Annotated in this window: 19 protein-coding genes; 6 read left to right on the top strand and 13 right to left on the bottom strand. The window is 64.7% G+C overall.

The features are described 5' to 3' along the window. The first annotated feature begins 158 nt into the window (after positions 1 to 158). Positions 159 to 722 carry a hypothetical protein gene (locus V1280_RS29365; RefSeq protein WP_334532459.1) on the top strand — a complete coding sequence of 188 codons (564 nt, stop codon included), beginning with the start codon at positions 159 to 161 and terminating at the stop codon, positions 720 to 722. Positions 723 to 777: 55 nt separating this feature from the next. Here V1280_RS29365 and V1280_RS29360 read toward each other — a convergent pair whose 3' ends face one another. The 9 genes from V1280_RS29360 to ffh form a co-directional block, all read right to left on the bottom strand. Beyond that, on the bottom strand, positions 778 to 981 hold the full coding sequence (locus V1280_RS29360; RefSeq protein WP_334532456.1) for a hypothetical protein: 204 nt from the start codon (positions 979 to 981) through the stop codon (positions 778 to 780). 91 nt (positions 982 to 1072) lie between these two features. Beyond that, positions 1073 to 2479, bottom strand: a complete 1407-nt coding sequence (gene leuC, locus V1280_RS29355) for a 3-isopropylmalate dehydratase large subunit (RefSeq protein WP_334532453.1) — start codon at positions 2477 to 2479, stop codon at positions 1073 to 1075. 326 nt (positions 2480 to 2805) lie between these two features. After that, a complete protein-coding gene (rplS, locus tag V1280_RS29350) occupies positions 2806 to 3186 on the bottom strand; it encodes a 50S ribosomal protein L19 (RefSeq protein WP_092233923.1) in 381 nt (126 codons plus the stop codon). A gap of 109 nt (positions 3187 to 3295) precedes the next feature. Further along, positions 3296 to 4051, bottom strand: a complete 756-nt coding sequence (gene trmD / locus V1280_RS29345) for a tRNA (guanosine(37)-N1)-methyltransferase TrmD (protein ID WP_334532443.1) — start codon at positions 4049 to 4051, stop codon at positions 3296 to 3298. Positions 4052 to 4100: 49 nt separating this feature from the next. Continuing rightward, positions 4101 to 4778, bottom strand: coding sequence for a TapB family protein (locus V1280_RS29340; protein ID WP_334532440.1), 678 nt, complete (start codon positions 4776 to 4778; stop codon positions 4101 to 4103). Positions 4779 to 4831: 53 nt separating this feature from the next. Further along, the gene (locus tag V1280_RS29335; protein WP_334532437.1) at positions 4832 to 5515 is read right to left on the bottom strand and encodes a TapB family protein; all 684 of its coding nucleotides are present in this window, start codon (positions 5513 to 5515) and stop codon (positions 4832 to 4834) included. Between the two features lie 118 nt (positions 5516 to 5633). Then, positions 5634 to 6158 (bottom strand): ribosome maturation factor RimM, encoded by a 525-nt coding sequence (rimM, locus tag V1280_RS29330; RefSeq protein ID WP_334532434.1) that lies wholly within the window; start codon positions 6156 to 6158, stop codon positions 5634 to 5636. A 9-nt stretch (positions 6159 to 6167) separates the two neighbouring features. Next, positions 6168 to 6500 carry a 30S ribosomal protein S16 gene (gene rpsP, locus V1280_RS29325; RefSeq protein WP_014438992.1) on the bottom strand — a complete coding sequence of 111 codons (333 nt, stop codon included), beginning with the start codon at positions 6498 to 6500 and terminating at the stop codon, positions 6168 to 6170. A 99-nt stretch (positions 6501 to 6599) separates the two neighbouring features. Further along, a complete protein-coding gene (gene ffh, locus V1280_RS29320) occupies positions 6600 to 8144 on the bottom strand; it encodes a signal recognition particle protein (RefSeq protein WP_334532431.1) in 1545 nt (514 codons plus the stop codon). 317 nt (positions 8145 to 8461) lie between these two features. On the opposite strand from ffh, the gene V1280_RS29315 reads away from it, so the two are divergent. Continuing rightward, positions 8462 to 9526 (top strand): MBL fold metallo-hydrolase, encoded by a 1065-nt coding sequence (locus V1280_RS29315; protein WP_334532428.1) that lies wholly within the window; start codon positions 8462 to 8464, stop codon positions 9524 to 9526. Positions 9527 to 9547: 21 nt separating this feature from the next. Here V1280_RS29315 and V1280_RS29310 read toward each other — a convergent pair whose 3' ends face one another. Continuing rightward, positions 9548 to 10252 carry an SIMPL domain-containing protein gene (locus V1280_RS29310; protein ID WP_334532425.1) on the bottom strand — a complete coding sequence of 235 codons (705 nt, stop codon included), beginning with the start codon at positions 10250 to 10252 and terminating at the stop codon, positions 9548 to 9550. A gap of 5 nt (positions 10253 to 10257) precedes the next feature. Then, positions 10258 to 10998, bottom strand: coding sequence for a GyrI-like domain-containing protein (locus tag V1280_RS29305; protein ID WP_334532422.1), 741 nt, complete (start codon positions 10996 to 10998; stop codon positions 10258 to 10260). 231 nt (positions 10999 to 11229) lie between these two features. Here V1280_RS29305 and dapF point away from each other — a divergent pair, with 231 nt between their 5' ends. Together dapF and mtaB are read left to right on the top strand one after the other, a co-directional pair. Further along, positions 11230 to 12105, top strand: coding sequence for a diaminopimelate epimerase (gene dapF, locus V1280_RS29300; protein ID WP_334532419.1), 876 nt, complete (start codon positions 11230 to 11232; stop codon positions 12103 to 12105). After that, entirely contained in the window at positions 12105 to 13358 is a 1254-nt protein-coding gene (mtaB, locus tag V1280_RS29295) for a tRNA (N(6)-L-threonylcarbamoyladenosine(37)-C(2))-methylthiotransferase MtaB (protein WP_334532416.1), read from the top strand. The genes dapF and mtaB overlap by 1 nt, the downstream gene beginning before the upstream one ends. Before the next feature lie 133 nt (positions 13359 to 13491). Here the strand turns inward: mtaB and V1280_RS29290 are convergent, their stop codons facing one another. Continuing rightward, on the bottom strand, positions 13492 to 14601 hold the full coding sequence (locus V1280_RS29290; RefSeq protein ID WP_334532413.1) for a DUF2336 domain-containing protein: 1110 nt from the start codon (positions 14599 to 14601) through the stop codon (positions 13492 to 13494). Positions 14602 to 14703: 102 nt separating this feature from the next. Beyond that, positions 14704 to 15405: an RluA family pseudouridine synthase gene (locus tag V1280_RS29285; RefSeq protein ID WP_334532410.1), complete on the bottom strand. Its 702-nt coding sequence runs from the start codon at positions 15403 to 15405 to the stop codon at positions 14704 to 14706. 61 nt (positions 15406 to 15466) lie between these two features. On the opposite strand from V1280_RS29285, the gene ftsY reads away from it, so the two are divergent. Next, a complete protein-coding gene (gene ftsY / locus V1280_RS29280; protein WP_334532407.1) occupies positions 15467 to 16414 on the top strand; it encodes a signal recognition particle-docking protein FtsY in 948 nt (315 codons plus the stop codon). A 3-nt stretch (positions 16415 to 16417) separates the two neighbouring features. After that, on the top strand, positions 16418 to 17020 hold the full coding sequence (locus V1280_RS29275; RefSeq protein ID WP_148778471.1) for a septation protein A: 603 nt from the start codon (positions 16418 to 16420) through the stop codon (positions 17018 to 17020). Positions 17021 to 17097: the final 77 nt, after the last annotated feature.

Genomic DNA, 17097 nt, shown 5'->3' with positions numbered 1-17097 from the left:
TCAAACTCCCTTTGTCGTGGCATTGCGCGGAGCGTCGTTCATTCATGGCGCGTTCACGTCGCTGTCCCTAGTTTCATCTTGGGAGCGACTGCAATTGAACAGCGAGGGCGCCAGACGCAGCGCCGCAATGACGCTGTCCATATTCAGGGAGACATTCCATGCTGAGGATATTGGGTCCCCGGACAAGCGCGCTGCGCGTGCTCGGGCTTGCGGCGATGGCCACGCTGATGCTGACGGGTGGGACTGCGCGTCGCGCTGAAGCGATGACGCCGATCAATCCGACCGCGCTGCCCGCCGCGAAAGCTGCAAGCGACGACATGATGATCCAGGTCCGCCACGGCGGTGGCGGCGGTGGTGGTGGTGGACATGGTGGCGGCTTCCATGGTGGAGGTTTTCACGGCGGCGGCGGCTTCCACGGTGGCGGTGGATTCCACGGAGGCGGCGGCCATTTCGGTGGCTTCCATGGCGGCGGCTTCCGCGCGGCGCCCGCCTTCCATGGCGGCGGCATGCGCTACGGCGGCATCCATTATGGCGGCTATCATCGTCACTGGGGCGGCGGCTACTATCGCCCGCATTACGGCTATCGCCACTTCCATCGCCGCTATTACGGTGGCTATTCCTACTACCACTATCCGCGCCGCTGCCGGATCGTCTGGACCTACTACGGCCCGCACCGCATCTGGCGCTGGCATCGCTGGCACTATCCGTACCGCTATTGGTAAGTGCGGTCGAAATGAAAAGGGCGCCCCAAGCGGCGCCCTTTGTTCATCCTGTGGCTCAATCCTTCAGCTTCCAAGACGCGGATTTCCACGGCATCAAATTCTCGACCTTCCATTGCCGAAACATTGCCGGCGGCCAACGGCTGAGCCTTGATGTTTCCTCGGCCTCCGGCTTGGCGACGATGCGCAGCGGCGTTGCGCGCCGCCGGTGCTGGCGGGTCGCATCGCTGATCAGGTCGACATATTCAGACTTGTTGGCCATGGGGTGTCCCCGCGAACCGTCGCGAGGACACAATGTGGGTGACGCGGATTAACGGCCGTTTGCCGCGATCACTACAATTGCAGGGACTGGCTCAGCGCCACTCCCTGATATCAACAAAGTGACCCGCGATCGCCGCCGCTGCCGCCATCGCCGGCGACACCAGATGGGTGCGGCCCTTGAAGCCCTGGCGTCCCTCGAAGTTGCGGTTCGAGGTCGAGGCGCAGCGCTCTTCCGGGGCCAGCTTGTCCGGGTTCATCGCGAGGCACATCGAGCAGCCCGGCTCGCGCCATTCGAAGCCGGCCTTGATGAAGATCTTGTCCAGACCCTCAGCCTCGGCCTGCTCCTTCACAAGACCGGAGCCCGGCACGACCATGGCGTTGACGTGACCGGAGACCTGCTTGCCTTCGGCGATCTTGGCGGCGGCGCGCAAATCTTCGATGCGGCCGTTGGTGCAGGAGCCGATGAAGATGCGGTCGAGCTTGATGTCGGTGATCTTCGTGCCCGCGGTCAGGCCCATATACTTCAGCGCGCGATGCTTGGAGAGACGCTTGGCCTCGTCGGCGATCTGGTCGGGATCGGGCACGATGCCGGTCACCGAGATCACATCCTCAGGCGAAGTGCCCCAGGTCACGATCGGCGGCAGTTTTGCGGCGTCGAGGCGCAGCTCGTGGTCGAAATGCGCGCCCTCGTCGGAGCGCAAGCCTTCCCAGTAGCGCATCGCCGCATCCCAGTCCGCGCCCTTCGGTGCCTTCGGGCGGCCGCGCAGGAAGTCATAGGCCTTCTGGTCGGGCGCAACGAGGCCGGCGCGGGCGCCGCCTTCGATGGACATGTTGCAGACCGTCATGCGGCCTTCCATGCTGAGCGCACTGATCGCGTCGCCCGCGTATTCCAGCACGTAGCCGGTGCCGCCGGCGGTGCCGATCTCGCCGATGATGGCCAGGATGATGTCCTTGCCCGTCACGCCGTCCGGCAATTTGCCGTCGACAGTGACGCGCATGTTCTTCGCCTTCTTCTGGATCAGCGTCTGCGTCGCCAGAACGTGCTCGACTTCGGAGGTGCCGATGCCGTGCGCGAGCGCGCCGAACGCGCCATGCGTCGAGGTGTGGCTGTCACCGCAGACGATGGTGGTGCCGGGCAGGGTAAAGCCCTGCTCGGGGCCGATGACGTGGACGACGCCCTGGCGCTTGTCGAACTCGTTATAATATTCGATGCCGAATTCCTTGGCGTTGTCGGCCAGCGCCTTGATCTGCTCGATGCTCTCCGGATCGGGATTCGGCTTGGTGCGATCGGTGGTCGGCACGTTGTGGTCGACAACGGCGAGCGTCTTCTCCGGCGCGTGGACCTTGCGGCCGGTGGCGCGCAAACCTTCAAACGCCTGCGGCGAGGTCACCTCGTGCACCAGATGCCGGTCGATATAGAGCAGGCAGGTGCCGTCATCGGCTTCGTGCACCAGATGGTCGTTCCAGATCTTGTCGTACAATGTGGTCGGCTTGGACATGAGCTTCAGCTCCGAACAATGTGTGTCAGCGAAATGCGCGGGTTTCGCGCGGGGCAATCGTCTTCAGCGCAGCCTTTAAGCTGCGGGACTAAGCTCTGACGTTGCCGAGGTCGCGAAGCGTCCGAAGAACCGGCCAGGCAGCCGCGAGCGATCGTCGATGACGACGCGCTGGGGGGTGACGAAGCTGGTCAGATCTGGAAACATTCCAGGAATATATAGCAGGCCGATTTGGAAGCGCGAGGGCTTTGACGCGCACGGCTGACGCAACAAAAAAGCGCGGGGCGTTTGGCGCCCCACGCTTTTCGAAACTTGCCTGATGGCGGAGCTTACTCGTTGACGGCCTTGGCGTGCTCAGTCTTCTCGACGATGCGGGCCGACTTGCCGCGGAGGTTGCGGAGGTAATAGAGCTTGGCGCGACGCACCTTGCCGCGGCGCACCACCTTGATCGAATCGATCATCGGCGACATCACCGGGAACACGCGCTCCACGCCTTCGCCGTAGGAGATCTTGCGAACGGTGAAGCTCTCGTTGAGACCGCCGCCGGAACGGCCGATGCAGACGCCCTCATAGGCCTGCACGCGGGTGCGGTCGCCTTCGACGACCTTCACGTTGACGATCACGGTGTCGCCGGGACCAAATTCCGGAATGTCCTTGCCGGCGGACAGCTTGTCGAATTGCTCTTGCTCGAGCTGCTTGATCAGGTTCATGGGTAAATCTCCATCGGCGCGCCCAGCCTTGGAAACGGGGGCTGCGCGAAATTCGTCTATCCAGCCATTGCGGATGTGGCCGCTCCTATAAGGCAGTCCGGAGCGTTTGTCACCCGTCTGTCTTGTTTTTTGGCGCTTTTTGGCGTCCAGGCCGATTCGGGGCTTTGGGCGGGATTTGGGCCCATAAATCGGGCCGCCGGGCCGCCGTCAGGGCTTCGGACTGCGCCCGCCGCCAGGCCGCGACCTTGGCATGGTCGCCGGAGGTCAGGATCTCCGGGATCGGAACCCCCTCGAACAGCTGCGGGCGGGTGTATTGGGGGTATTCGAGCAGGCCGTCCGAAAAACTCTCTTCGGTTCCCGAGGCTTCCTTCCCCATCACGCCCGGCAGCAGCCGGACGCAGGCGTCGATCAGGGCCAAAGCGGCGATTTCGCCCCCTGAGAGCACGTAATCGCCGATCGAGACCTCCTCCAGACCGCGGGCGTCAATCACCCGCTGGTCGATCCCCTCAAACCGTCCGCAGACGATCAGGGGACCGGGGCCCTGGGCGAACTCGGCGACACGGGCCTGGGTCAATGGCCGACCACGCGGGCTCATCAGCAGCTTTGGCCGGTCCGGGCCAATATCCGCGGAATCGATGGCGGCGGCCAGAACGTCGGCCCGCAGCACCATGCCCGGGCCGCCGCCGGCGGGGGTATCGTCGACGCTACGGTGACGGTCCGTGGCGGAGGCCCGGATGTCCCGCGCCTCGATCTCCCAGAGGCCGGAGGCCAACGCTCGCCCGGCCAGGCTCACGCCAAGCGGCCCCGGAAACATCTCCGGAAACAGCGTCAGCACCGTCGCGCGCCAAGGGAAAGAAGTCGTCATGGCCGCTGGTTAGGGCATTGCGGCCGGCAGGTCGAGGCCTCCGCGGGCCTCAGTTCTTGCGGCCGTACTCGACGAGCTCGAGGACGTTGTTGCTCAGCAGATGGCCGTTACCCCGCGACACAAAGGTTCGCTTTACCCAATGGTCGACGGCCGGCGCGTACCAGGTCACGGCGGTGATGTCGTGCTTGCGGCTCGGATCGTTGGTCGGGCGCCTCAGAAGCGTCGTTTCGATCTTGTACGTCTCGAACGTGCCGGCCCGGGTGGTGATGGTCTCCTGGCCGACGACCTTCGAATGGCCGGAGCGTTTCCAGATGAAACCCTTGCCGCTGTTGACGTCGTCGGCAGAGAAATTCCAGCTATCGCCAATCTTCAGCGGCGCATGGATGCCGCTGCCGTCTCCGGGTTGATATTTCCATTCGCCGGCGTTCTTCAGATTCCACGATCGGTCGTAGACGCTCAGAACCTGGTCTTCCTTGCCTTCGGTGGTGACGCGGATGCTGATCTCGCTCGGCGTAACCTCGGTGACGATGTTCTTGCGGATTGCGCTGACCTTGCCGCTGATTTCGTCGCGCACTTCATAGGTCCAGAAGTCGCCCTGCAGAGGCGCTTCCATCGCGATGACCGGGTTTGCGCCGGCAGGCGCGGGTGGTGGTGTATCGCTCGCAGCCCATGCCACGGTGTTACCGGCAAGCAGACAAGCCATCATCGTGGCTGCGTAACGAGACATCAGCGTTTTCCCCTGGAAGATTCGGTCATCGACGGTCGCTTTCGCGCCGGCTGTCAACGGCGGCCGTATTCGACCATTTCGAGCGCGCCTCGCTCGCGAACCCTACCGTCCGCCCTGCTGACATAGGTGCGTTTCACCCAATGGTTGATCGCCGGCACGTACCAGACCTGCTGCTCGGCCTGGGATTTCTTGGTGGGATCGTTGGCGTTTCGCATCTCGAACGACGTCTCGATCTTGTAGGCCTCGAAAGTGCCGGCGCGGGTGGTGATGTTCTCCTTGGCGGTGACCTTTGAGGTGCCCGTGCGCTTCAGGTTGACGCCGGTCGTGCTGTTGGAATCGTTGGACTTGAATGTCCAGGACTTGCCGACCGCGAGCGGCATGCGGACGCCCGTGCCGTCGTTTGGCGCGAAGCGCCATGCGCCATTGTTGATGATGTCCCAAGACCGGTCATAGGTCTGGTAGCCGAAACCGGGCTTGCCGAGGACCTCGAACCTGATGCTGATCTCGGTGGCCGATACGTCCGTGATAGTGTGCGTCGTGGTCGATTTGAGATCGCCCGTGATCTCGTCGCGTATCTCGTAGGTCCAGTGGTCACCGACTTGCGGCTCCTCCATCGCGTCTTGCGTGGTGGCTTGCTCGGCTGGTGCTGGTGGCGGCGGGCTCGGTGGCGTCTGGGCATTGACGAGGCCCGCGGACGCGAGCAAGCCGATCGTTGCCAGAAGGCAGCGGCACAACATTTGAAGCTCCGGTGTTCGGGAAGACGCGGGAGGGTGATGCAACCCAAGCGTGAACGAGCCGGATGCCGGATGCAAGTGAAGATTTCGCGAGACTTGTTAGCGAACCGTTACCGCTTGGTCACGATGACGATGCCTCGTCATCGCCTTCGACTTCCTGCGGCAGCTCGATCACGACGCGGCCGCCGGCGATATCGACCTCGGGCACAACTGCGTTGGTGAACGGCAGCAGCATCGTGGCGCCTTTGAGGGGCGCGATCTCGATGATGTCGCCGGCGCCGAAATTATGAATGGCGAGCACGCGGCCGAGCGCATCGCCTGCCGTGGTGACGGCGGCGAGCCCGATCAGATCGGCGTGGTAATATTCGTCCTCGTCGGTCGCGGGCAGTTTTTCGCGCGCGACGTAGAGCTCGATTCCGTTGAGGCGCTCGGCCTCATCGCGGGTCGTGACGCCCTTGAAGGTCGCGACCAGATGGTCCTTGGCTTCACGGGCCTGCGCCAGCTCGAACTGGCGCTTGCCGTCCTTGGTGAGAAGCGGACCGTAGCGCTTAACGGCAAAGGGATCGTCGGTGAAGGTCCACAATTTGACCGCGCCGCGCACGCCATGCGCGGCGCCGATCCGCGCGACGCAGATCAGCGCCGACATGGATGAGCCTTAGCCCTTCGCAGCGGCTTCGGCCTGCGCCTTGCGCTCCTTGCGCGGCACGGCCTTCTCGGGGTTGTTGCGCGCTTCGCGCTTCTTGACGCCGGCGGCATCGAGGAAGCGGGACACGCGGTCCGACGGCTGCGCGCCCTTGGCGAGCCAGGCCTTCACCTTGTCCATGTCGAGCTTCAGACGGGTCTCGTTGTCCTTCGGCAGCAGCGGGTTGAAATAGCCGAGACGCTCGATGAAACGGCCATCGCGCGGGAAGCGCGAATCGGCGACGACGACGTGATAGACGGGACGCTTCTTGGTGCCTGCGCGGGCGAGGCGGATAACGACGGACATTCAGTTCTCCTTGAAAGTGTGGTTTGCAAAGTACGTTTTGTTCGGTTGATTGGTATTCCGCGTTGCGTGAGACCGATGCGATCCCTCGCGACGAATTCCTCATTTCTTCTTGCCCGGAAAACCGCCGAGGCCCGGCAGCGTCGGCTTGCCGCTCAGCCCGGTCAGTCCGGGAACGTTCGGCAGGCCGGTGCGCAGACCAGCCGGCAGATCCTTCGGCAGGTTCGGAAGGCCACCGCCGCCGCTCTGCATTTTCTCCTGCAGCGCCTTCATCTCTTCCGGCGAGGGCGGCTTCATGCCGCCGCCAAAGCCCATCGCCTGCGCGATGCCGGCGAGCGGGCCGCGCTTGCCCGAGCCCATGGCCTTCATCACGTCCGCCATGTTCCGGTGCATCTTCAGCAGCTTGTTGACCTGCTCGACGCTCTGGCCGCTTCCCGCAGCGATACGCTTCTTGCGGCTGGCCTTGAGCAGGTCGGGATGACGGCGCTCGTCGCGCGTCATGGAATCGATCACCGCGACCTGGCGTTTCAAAATCTTGTCGTCGATCCCGGCGGCCGCGATCTGGTTCTTCATCTTGGCGATGCCGGGCATCATGCCCATCAGGCCGCTGATGCCGCCCATGTTGGCCATCTGCGAGAGCTGCTCGCGCATGTCGTTGAGGTCGAACTGACCCTTGCGCATGCGCTCGGCGGTCCGCGCGGCCTTTTCGGCGTCGATGTTGGCGGCGGCACGTTCGACCAGCGAGACCACGTCGCCCATGCCGAGGATGCGGCCGGCGATACGGTCGGGATGGAAATCTTCCAGCGCGTCGGTCTTTTCACCAGTGCCGAGCAGCTTGATCGGCTTGCCCGTGACCGCGCGCATCGACAGCGCGGCGCCGCCGCGGCCGTCGCCGTCGACGCGCGTCAGCACGATGCCGGTGAGGCCGACGCGCTCGTCGAAAGCGCGCGCGAGATTCACCGCGTCCTGGCCGGTGAGCGAGTCTGCGACCAGCAGCACTTCGTGCGGATTCGCTGCAGCCTTAATGGCCGCCGCCTCAGCCATCATCTCTTCGTCGAGCGTGGTGCGGCCGGCGGTGTCGAGCAGCACGATGTCGTAGCCGCCGAGCTTGCCGGCCTCGAGCGCGCGCTTGGCGATCTGCGCCGGCTGCTGTCCCGCGACGATCGGCAGGGTCGGAATGTCGAGATCGCGGCCGAGCACGGCCAGCTGCTCCATCGCCGCCGGGCGGTAGATGTCGAGCGAAGCCATCAGCACCTTGCGCTTGTCGCGCTGGACCAGGCGGCGGGCGAGCTTTGCGGTGGTGGTCGTCTTACCCGAGCCTTGCAGACCGACCATCATGATCGGCACCGGCGGCACGGAATTGACGTCGATGGTCTGGCTTTCGGCGCCGAGCGTGTTGATCAGCTCGTCATGGACGATCTTGACCACCATCTGGCCGGGCGTGACCGACTTGACGACGGTGGCGCCGATCGCCTGCTCGCGCACGCGTTCGGTGAAGCTGCGCACGACCTCGAGCGCGACGTCGGCCTCGAGCAGTGCGCGGCGCACCTCGCGCATCGCGGCGTCGACGTCCTTTTCGGTCAGCGCACCGCGCCCCGTCAGACGATCGAGAATGCCGCCAAGCCGTTCCGACAGATTGTCGAACAATGCAATTGTCCCTTGTCCTGCTCGCCAGAATGGCGATCTTCCAAACACCTTTGTGCCCGAGGGCGCACAGCGCTGTCGGACGTTGGCCTCTGGCCTCCAGGACCAGTCGGCGGTTCGAAAAGAAAGCCTTTCCGAGAAAGTGGCGGGGTTAAACGCCGCTCACGCCCAAAAGTCAAGGAAAGTTAGGGCGCCGGGGCGCGTTTGGTAGGGCAAGGTGCTGAAAACGTGATCGTTTTGGCGACGGGTTCCTTTTCCGGAGGCCCCGCCCATATAGGCGGTGATGTCTTACCGCCCCGACTATCCCTAAAAGCCCGCCCGTGCAGATCACCCGTCGCCACATCTTTGGACTGCTCGCGGGCGGGGCCGCGCTGGTCGGTGTCCCGTCCCTCTGGATCTCCCGCATGAAAAACTATGACGGCCCTGTCTCCGACCATTTCGACGGCCTGCACTTCTTCGATCCGGACGGCGCGCCGCCGAGATCGCTCGGCGAGGTGTTCCGCTGGCAGTTCGGCGGGGGGCGGAAGCGCGAGACCTGGCCGGACTGGGTGCCTAACTCCCACGCGGACACCCCGCCGGCGGGCGTCGACGGCGGCAAGGTGCGGCTCTCCTTCGTCGGCCACGCCAGCTGGCTGATCCAGACCGGCGGCCTCAACATTCTCGTCGATCCCGTCTGGTCGATGCGGGTCTCGCCGGTGGGCTGGGCCGGACCGAAGCGGCACAATGATCCCGGCATTGCCTTCGACAAGCTGCCGAAGATCGACGTCGTGCTGGTCTCGCACGGGCACTACGATCACCTCGATATCGCGACGCTGTCGCGGCTCGCGAAGAATTTTGCGCCGCGCGTGATCACGCCGCTTGGTAATGACGTGACGATGCGGAGCGCAGACTCCACCATCAAGGCGGAAGCCTTTGACTGGCACGAGCGCGTCGAGCTCGGCGGCGGCGTGGCCGCGACGCTGGTGCCGACCCGGCACTGGTCGGCGCGCGGCATGTTCGATCGCAACAAGGCGCTATGGGCGAGTTTTGTGCTGGAGACGCCTGCGGGGAAAATCTACGTCGTCTGCGATTCCGGCTACGGCGATGGCGGGCATTTCCGCCGCGTCGCCGAGAAGCATGGGCCGTTGCGCCTGGCGATCCTCCCCATCGGCGCCTACGAGCCGCGCTGGTTCATGCGCGATCAGCACATGAACCCGGAAGACGCGGTGAAGGCGCTAGCGGATTGCGGCGCGCAACTGGCGCTCGGGCATCATCACGGCACGTTCCAGCTCACGGATGAAGCGATCGACGCGCCGGCCACGGCGCTGGTCGAGGCGCTCGATGCCGCGAAGATTCCGCAGGAGCGATTCGTGGCGATGAAGCCTGGGCAGGTGGTGGAGATTTAGGTCTCTCCCGGGACACGAGACCTACTGCTCTTTCGGCTTGATCGCCCAGCTCACATTCACCGTCACCGACAGCGTTTCCTCGCCCGGCGCGACCGCAGCAGGCGCGGCCATCGGCGCTGCGGTCATGCGGCCCTTGAACAACGGCATCGGAGCGCTGCCTTCGGAGACGCTGAGCGGCGCGCCCAGCGTTACGCCGGTGGCCCTGGCGTAGATCTCGGCCTTGCGGCGGGCATCGGCAACGGCCTGTTCGCGGGCATTGTCGAGCAGTTTTGAGGCCTGCGTCACCTCGAACAAGATGTTGCCGATATCGTTGGCGCCGGCGCCGACCAGCGTGTCGATGATGCCGGCCACCTTGGTCACGTCGCGAATTTTCACGGTGACGCGGTTCGAGGCCCGGAAGCCGACGACTGGCGAGGCGCCGGTCGATTTGTTCTGGCCGTATTGCGGCTGCAGCGACAGCCGCGAGGTCTGGTAATCCTTCTCGTCGATCCCTGCGCCCTTCAGCGCCAGCAGCACCTTGCCCATTGCAGCGTTATTGGCATCGGAGGCTTCCTTCGCCGTCTTGGCATCATTGGCGACGCCGGCGTCGATCTGCGCCAGATCGGGCGCCACGGACACGGTGGCTTCGCCACTCACCGAGATCGCGGACGGAAAATCGTCGGCGAGCGCGGGTGCGGCCAGCATTATGGCGGCGAAGATTGCGGCGAGGGCAGCGGGCTTTTTCATTGGTCTCACTTCAGCGGCACGAACACGTTGATCACGAGCTTGTCCTCTGCCGTCTTCAGGGGATCGGTGAGGTACTCCTCGATGAAGGTGTCCTTGGCTTCCAGCTTCTTGTCGTCGAGGTGATTGGTGATCGCCTCATAGGTGTTGTCCATGTTGTCGTAGGAGCCGCGATGGACGAATTTCAGCGCCTTGCCTTCCGGCGATTTGCCGATGCTCATGTCCTTGGTCAGATTCTTCGGGTCCTGTTCGACCGGGATCTCGGCCAGGAAGGTGAAGCCGGTGTCGTCGGTCGAGGTGTAGACGATCATCGAATTGCCGGCGTGCTTGATGCCCTGCTTGTCCAAGAGCGCGTTCAGCGTCTTGAAGGCGTCGACCAGGGTGTCGAAGGCCGAGTCCCAATTGGCGGTGCCCTTGACCATTACGACCTTCTTCGGCTCGAGCGTGGTCTCGAGGCCAAAGGGATCGGCGGTCTGCACCGGGGCTGGCGTTGCGGCCGCGGCCGGCGGCGGGGTTGCCGGGCTTGGTGAGGCGCTGGCTGCGGGTGAGGGCGATGCTGCAGGAGCGGGCGAGGCGCTCGCCGCCGGGGCACTTGTGGCCGGGGAGGGCGAAGCTGAGGGAGCCGGGGCGGGACTGGCCGATGCAGCCGGGGCCGGGCTCGGAGTTTGCGCCAGGGCGACGGAAGGGCCAAACGACATGGCCGCTGCCGGGATCAGCGCGACCAGAGCGAGACGGCAAAAACGATTCATTCTATTCTCCCCAAAACCTTGCGTACCAAGGCCTTAACCCACCAAGGCCTCAAATCCGGCCGCGCATCCCGGTTCGCGCGAACTGCGCCGTTCTAACACGCGACCGCCGAATTCGTCCCATGACAGATGCGTCATGGCAGACGTCCTGGCAGACGTCCTGGCCCCGGCGGCAAATCACTGGCCAAGCCGGCAAGGATCGCCATATAAGACGGGCGAAATTCAGGAATTTTCATGAGCGCGCTGGACAACCACGCATTTGCCAAGATGAACGGCATCGGCAACGAGATCGTCGTTGTCGACATGCGTGATTCCGCCTCGCCGGTCACGCCGGACGATGCCCGCGCAGTCGCGTCCGCGCAAGGCGGCGTGCCTTACGACCAGCTGATGGTGCTGCAGAAGCCGCGGCTCGACGGCACCGAGGCCTTCATCCGCATCTACAACAATGACGGCTCGGAAGCCGGCGCCTGCGGCAACGGCATGCGCTGCGTGGTCCGCCGCATCTTCGAGAAGACCGGGCAGGCCACGGTCACGTTCGAGACCGCGGCCGGCCTGCTCAATGCCTGGCAAGGCCCTGCGCCGGACCTCTACACAGTCGACATGGGGGCGCCAAAATTCGGCTGGCAGGACATTCCGCTGGCGGAAGAGTTTCGCGACACCCGCTACATCGAATTGCAGATCGGGCCGATCGACAACCCGATCCTGCATTCGCCGTCCGTGGTCAGCATGGGCAATCCGCACGCGATCTTCTGGGTCGACGACGTCGACGCCTATGATCTCGCGCGCTTTGGTCCGCTCTTGGAAAATCATCCGATCTTCCCTGATCGCGCCAACATCACGCTCGCCCATATCGTCGATCGCGAGCACATCACGATGCGCACCTGGGAGCGCGGCGCGGGTCTCACCAGGGCCTGCGGCTCGGCGGCCTGTGCGACTGCGGTTGCGGCTGCGCGCCTGAAGCGCACCGAGCGCAAGGTCGAGATGACACTGCCGGGCGGCAAGCTCGGCATCGAATGGCGCGAGCGCGACGACCACGTGCTGATGACGGGCACCGCCACCTTCGAATATGAAGGCAATTTCGATCCGGCGCTGTTCGCGCCGGTCAGGTGATGACCGTCGAGGTCGTCACCTTCGGCTGTCGCCTCAATGCTTTCGAGGCGGAAGTGATCCGCCGCGAGGCGGAAGGCGCGGGCCTTTCCGACACCATCGTCATCAACAGTTGCGCCGTCACCAACGAGGCGGTGGCGCAGGCGCGGCAGTCGATCCGCAAATTGAAACGCGAGCGACCGGAAGCGCGCATCGTCGTCACCGGCTGCGCGGCGCAGACGCAGAGCGGCATGTTCGCCGACATGACCGAGGTCGACCGCGTCGTCGGCAATGACGACAAGATGCGCAGGCAGGTCTGGCGTGAGGCACGCGACGCCTTCGATCTCGGCGCCAGCGAGAAGATCGCCGTCAGCGACATCATGTCCGTGAAGGAGATGGCGCCGCATCTGATCGACGGTTTTGCGAGCGGCCTGCCGCGGGTGTTCGTGCAGGTGCAGAACGGCTGCGATCATCGCTGCACCTTCTGCATCATCCCCTACGGCCGCGGCAATTCGCGCTCGGTGCCGATGGGCGCGGTGGTCGATCAGGTGCGGGCGCTTACGGAGCGCGGCCATGCCGAGATCGTGCTCACTGGCGTCGATCTCACCAGCTACGGCGCCGATCTGCCGGGCGCACCGAAGCTCGGCATGCTGACGAAGCAGATTCTGCGGCACGTGCCGGAGCTGAAGCGGCTACGCATCTCCTCGATCGATTCGATCGAGGCCGACGCCGATCTGCTCGATGCCATCGCCGACGATGCGCGCGTGATGCCGCATCTGCATCTGTCGCTGCAATCCGGTGACGACATGATCTTGAAGCGCATGAAGCGTCGGCATTCGCGGCAGGATGCGATCGCGTTCTGCGATCAGGTGCGCCGGCTGCGGCCGGATATCGCGTTTGGTGCCGATATCATCGCGGGCTTTCCGACCGAGACCGAGGAGATGTTCTCGCGCTCACTCGATCTCGTCGAGCAGTGCGGGCTGACCTTCCTCCACGTCTTCCCCTATTCCCCGCGCCCCGGCACGCCGGCCGCGCGGATGCCGCAGGTCGCAGGGCCGGCGATCAAGGAACGTGCGAAGCGGCTGCGGGCAGCGGGCGAGGTCGCGCTACGGCAGCGGCTGCAAGCAGAGATCGGCGCAATGCGCGACGTGCTGATCGAGAGCGCGGGCCAGGGACGCACCGAGCATTATCTGCCGGTGGCGATTGCGGGTGGGCGTGTGGGGAGTGTTGTGTCGGTGATGATCACTGGTAGCGATGGCGAGCGGCTCACCGCATAACAGGTGTCGTCGCCCGGCTTGACCGGGCGACCCAGTACGCCGCGGCTTCTCCGTATCCCACTGATGTCTCTGGAATACTGGATCACCCGCTTTCGCGGGTGATGACACAGTCAGTTTGGCGAATAGCGTAACCCTACGACGCCCGCACCTGCCAGAACCGCAACGTGCGCCGTGCATTCTCCGGCGACATGCGGGCGAAATTGCTCTGCGCCCTCGCAACATCCGCCGGCTTCATGGCGCCTGTCGCAAAGCGGCTTTCGAGTACGGCAGCAGTCGTTTCCCAGCTCAGTTGCGCCGCCTTGCACGGCACCAGCAGGCCGTCTTCGCGCAGGCTCTGCATCAGCGGACGAATCACCTCGACGGTCGATCCCGACAGCGCCGCCAACGCGGCCACGGCTTCTTCGTAGCGTCGGTATCTTGCAAAGCCGAGCAGCGTCGCCTCGTTGAGCTGGCCGGTCGCCTTGAGATTTGCAATCGCCCGCTTGGCGCCCTCGAAATCGCGGACACCCGACATCTCGCGCTCGACGCCGACGGTGACCGCGGCAATGGCGCTCTGGATTTCATCGAACAGATCGGGTGGCGCGCGCGACAGCAATCGCGTGCGCACGGCATCCGTCGCGGAACGCAGCAACTGGCGGCGCAGGTCCGACGGCAGGTCGACGCGGACGCCGACGCTCACCGCGAGCTCGGGATCGCTCTCGGCCTGTCCGACGACAACGGCGAATCCCTTTCCGGACATGCGCGCGCCGGGATTGGCGGCGAGGCGCCGGCTGACGCTGGGATAACGGCGCGCCAGCAGTGCGTCGGTGACGATCTCCTTCAGCCACCAGCGGCCGGCGACCGCGAGCAGATGCGGTTCGCCCTTGGCTGATGCGATCTTCATCAGCTCGCCGTCGTCGAGGCGCGCGGATTCCTGCAGCACGGGACCGGCGATGCGGATCTCGTCATTGTTGGCGAGGCGGCGGATCACAGAGGGCGGCGCCTGCGCGACCGGCGCAAGCTGGGCGCTGATTTCGGCCAGCGCCACGCGCGCGCCCATGTCGGCGATGGCGCGCAGCTCGATGGTGCCGATCAGGCGCTCGAGCACGTCGTCGAACAGTGCGATCTGCTCGTCGTCGAAACTTCCGGCGGAGGACAGGAACAGATCGGTGACGCGCCGGGCCGTTTCGAGACCCTTTTCCGGCGAGCCTAGTCGGATGGCGGTTTCGACCTCGTCGATGATCGATAGTTCGGCCGTGGACATGACGCGTTGCTCGTCCTGAGCGGATGGGAGGCTTGTTCTAAGCAACCGCTATCATTAGAGACGAGCACTGAACGTTTCGTAAACCATGGTGCGGGCCGCCCACTATTCCCCGTTCCAGCCGCAGGCGCGGAGTTTTTCGTGCATGTGGGGCGGGGCGGGCGCGACCACGCGGACCGGCTCCTTGTTCCGGGAGATCGGCACCACGATCTCGCGGGAATGCAGATGCAGCTTCGGCTCGCCGAATCGCGGGCCGTTGCCGTAAATGTTGTCGCCGAAGATCGGCCAGCCGGTTGCTGACGAATGCACCCGCAATTGATGGGTCCGGCCGGTCACCGGTTCCATGGCGAGCCAGGTGAAACCGTCGCCCCGGCCCATCACCTTCCAGTTGGTGACGGCCTTCTGCCCCTCCGGATCAGGCTTCTGCCACCAGCCGCGCTCGGCGTTGAGCCGGCCGAGGGCCAAGTCGATCGTGCCTTCGTCCTCGGTCGGGCCACCCTCGACCACGGTCCAGTAGGTCTTGCCGATCTTGCCGTGCTTGAAGAGGAGGCCGAGCGACGCTGTCGCTTTCCGATGGCGGCCGAGCACGAGGCAACCGGAGGTGTCCTTGTCGAGCCGGTGGGCCAGCACCGGCGGCCGCGGCAGGCCGAAACAGAGCGCGTTGAAGGAAGCTTCCAGATTGGCGCCGCCCTTGGGGCCGCGATGCACCGGCAGGCCCGAGGGCTTGTCGATGACCAGCATCAGCCCGTCGCGATGGAGCACGCGCGACTGGATCTCCTCGGCGGTCAATTCGGGAACATCGAGCAATAGCAGGACCTTTGGCTCAACACTTTCGTTTAACAGCGGGAACGGCTAACACACCGCCACCATGAACGATACCACCCCCGAGACCCCCAAGCTGAGCTGGTGGCGCCGCCTGTCCAACGGGCTGAAGCGCACCTCGTCCTCGCTCGGGACCGCGGTCGCCGACCTCGTCACCAAGCGCAAGCTCGACCGCGCCATGCTCGACGACATCGAGGACGTGCTGCTGCGCGCCGATCTCGGCACCTCGGTCGCGGTGCGGATCGCGGATGCCGTCGGCACGGGGCGCTATGACAAGGCGATCTCGGCCGACGAGGTCAAGGACGTGGTCGCGACCGAGGTCGAGAAGGTGCTGGCGCCGGTGGCGAAGCCGCTCGAGATCGATAAGGCCAGGAAGCCGTTCGTGATCCTCGTGGTCGGCGTCAACGGCTCCGGCAAGACTACGACCATCGGAAAACTCTCGCAAAAATTCGCGTCCGAAGGCCGCAAGGTGATGTTGGCCGCCGGCGACACTTTTCGCGCAGCAGCCATCGAGCAGCTCAAGGTCTGGGGTGAGCGCACCAAGACTCCGGTCATTGCCGGCGCGCAGGGCTCGGACTCGGCGAGCCTCGCTTTCAATGCGCTGACGGCGGCGAAGGAGCAGACAATCGATGTGCTCCTGATCGACACCGCCGGCCGCTTGCAGAACAAGGCCGAGCTGATGAACGAGCTCGAGAAGGTCGTGCGCGTCATCCGCAAGGTGGACGACACTGCGCCGCATGCCGTGCTGCTGGTGCTGGACGCCACCGTCGGCCAGAATGCGCTGTCGCAGGTCGAGGCCTTCCACCGCACCGCAGGGGTGACCGGCCTCGTGATGACCAAGCTCGACGGCACCGCGCGCGGCGGCATTCTGGTGGCCCTCGCGGAAAAATTCAAACTGCCGGTGCATTTCATCGGCGTCGGCGAAGGCGTCGACGATCTCGCGCCGTTCACCGCGCGCGATTTCGCCCGCGCCATTGCCGGAATCGAAAGCTAGAGAATGGACAAGACCCAGCCGCATCCGCTGTTCAAGCTTGCGACCGAGCTCGGTCCGCTGCTCGTGTTCTTCTTCGTGAATGCGAAGTTCAATCTGTTTGCCGCGACCGGCGCCTTCATGGTCGCGATCGTGGCGGCGATGATCGCCTCCTATGTGGTGACGCGCCACATCCCGATCATGGCGATCGTCACAGGCGTGATCGTGCTGGTGTTCGGCACGCTGACGCTTGTGCTGCACGACGAGACCTTCATCAAGGTCAAGCCGACCATCATCTACGGCCTGTTCGCCGCGATCCTCGGTGGCGGGCTGCTGTTCGGCCGCTCCTTCATCGCCGTGATGTTCGATCAGATGTTCAACCTGACCCCGCAGGGCTGGCGCATCCTGACGCTGCGCTGGGCGTTATTTTTTGCCGGCATGGCGGTGCTGAACGAGATCGTCTGGCGCACCCAGAGCACGGATTTCTGGGTGAACTTCAAGGTGTTCGGCGTCACGCCGCTGACCATGATCTTCGCCATCGCCCAGATGCCGCTGACCAAGCGCTACGGCGTCGAGCCGGTCTCGCTGGAGACGAGCGAGGCCGAGGCGGGGGACGTGCGGAAGGGGTAGCCAGGTCTCGTGTCCCGGACGCGCTGCGGCACGCAGTGACGCTGCGCAGAGCCGGGACCCAGATTCGCTGTGGCGAC

It is taken from the genome of Bradyrhizobium sp. AZCC 2230 (genome assembly GCF_036924495.1).
Lineage (GTDB): Bacteria > Pseudomonadota > Alphaproteobacteria > Rhizobiales > Xanthobacteraceae > Bradyrhizobium > Bradyrhizobium rifense.
This window is presented reverse-complemented; position numbering and strand designations above follow the sequence as displayed.